The sequence below is a fragment of the Streptomyces europaeiscabiei genome, from assembly GCF_001550375.1.
In the GTDB taxonomy this organism is placed as follows: domain Bacteria; phylum Actinomycetota; class Actinomycetes; order Streptomycetales; family Streptomycetaceae; genus Streptomyces; species Streptomyces europaeiscabiei.
In genome coordinates this window covers 1-1,404 of the sequence record NZ_LRTR01000108.1, presented here as the reverse complement: position 1 = coordinate 1,404, position 1,404 = coordinate 1, and the positions used below count along the sequence as shown (strand labels likewise).

The 1,404-nt window shown below is 72.2% G+C and carries 2 protein-coding genes; both read right to left on the bottom strand.

Annotated elements, in window-relative coordinates; genetic code table 11:
- Positions 1-145: 145 nt before the first annotated feature.
- Entirely contained in the window at positions 146-646 is a 501-nt protein-coding gene (locus AWZ10_RS04760; RefSeq protein ID WP_060890515.1) for an RNA polymerase sigma factor, read from the bottom strand.
- 77 nt (positions 647-723) lie between these two features.
- Positions 724-1,359, bottom strand: coding sequence for a class F sortase (locus AWZ10_RS04755; RefSeq protein WP_208618449.1), 636 nt, complete (start codon positions 1,357-1,359; stop codon positions 724-726).
- Positions 1,360-1,404: the final 45 nt, after the last annotated feature.

The following is a 1,404-nucleotide window of genomic DNA, read 5'->3' as shown; positions in this document are numbered from 1 at the left end:
GGCGCCGGCCGCGGCCCGGACCAGGCGGCGCCGCACCGCGGTGCGGCGGATCGTCTCGTAGCGGCCGGGGGGTGGGCCGAGACGGTCGGCGGGGGGACGCAGGATGACGGTGAGTGGATCGTCGGGCTCGAAGTCCGGGCCCTCGTCAGGGCGTGTGATCAAGGCTTCTCCTCAGATGGGCGCGGAGCAGTTCGCGGGCCGCGTGGAGATCGGCCTTGACGGTTCCTTCCTTGCGTCCGGTCAGCACGGACACCTCTCGGATCGGCATGTCAGCGTAGTAGTGCAACAGGATCGGCACGCGCAGCCGTTCGGGCAGCGACTGCACGAGCAGCCGGACCGAGGGATCGGACTGTTCGGCATGGTCGGGCAGCGGGCGCACCGAGGCCTCGGCGGTGACCCGGTGCATCGCCCGGCGCTCGCGTTCGAGCTTGCGCCAGTGGTCCCGGACGAGGTTGGCCGCCGTGACGTAGAGGAAACCGTGCGGTTCCGCCACCGACGTCCAGCGGGCCCAGAGCCGGGTGAACGCCTCCGACGCGATCTCGTGGGCCGTCTCGTCGTCGTCGACCAGTCGACGGCACCAGCCGGCGAGGCGCGGATAGAGGGCGGCGAACAGCTCGGACGCGGCCTTCTCGCGGGACCGTTTCAACGCTCTCCATGGTCGTGATGGTGCGACAAGTGACAGTCTCAGTCGCTCGGTTGGCGTTTCGATTCGTGCGCCGTGGGTCACCGGGCCGTGGAGCTCAGCGTCGCGAAGACGATCACGTTGTCGCGGTACTCGTCGCCCGTGCGAGGGCCGCCGCAGGTGACGAGACGCAGTGCGGGGCGGTCCACGTTTCCGTAGACCTCGTCCGCGGGGAAGTCGGCCTTGGCGACCGTCCGTACGCTGTCGACGGTGAACTCCGGTGTCGTGCCGTTCTCCAGGCGCGCCCTGATCCGATCGCCCCGCCGCAGCCGGGCGAGACGGCGGAAGACCCCGTCGCCGTAGCGGCCGACCGTGACATGTCCCAGGATCACCGACGGGCCGGTCTGCCCCGGTGTCGGTGAGTGCTGGTACCAGCCCGCCCGGTCGTGCGCCGTGATCGGCGGCACCTCCACGGTGCCGTCCGGGGCCAACCCCAGCCGGATGACGGGGGTGTCGACCTCGATGGCCGGGATCAGCAGCCTGACCGGGACCGAACGGCCGAGTGCGCGTGCGGCGCCGGTGTCGGTGTCGGACGACGAAGGCGGCGCGGACGGGGGCCGGGACGCGTCGCCGGCGGCGGGTGCGGTCGAGGCGGAGTCGGTTCGTCGGCCGTCGCAGCTCACGAGCAGCGAGGCCGCCGCCGCGGTGGCGAAGGCGCGCCTGGAGAGCAAGGTCACGCCCCGTTCGCCCGCCGGCGGCGCACGAGAACGACGGCCGCACCG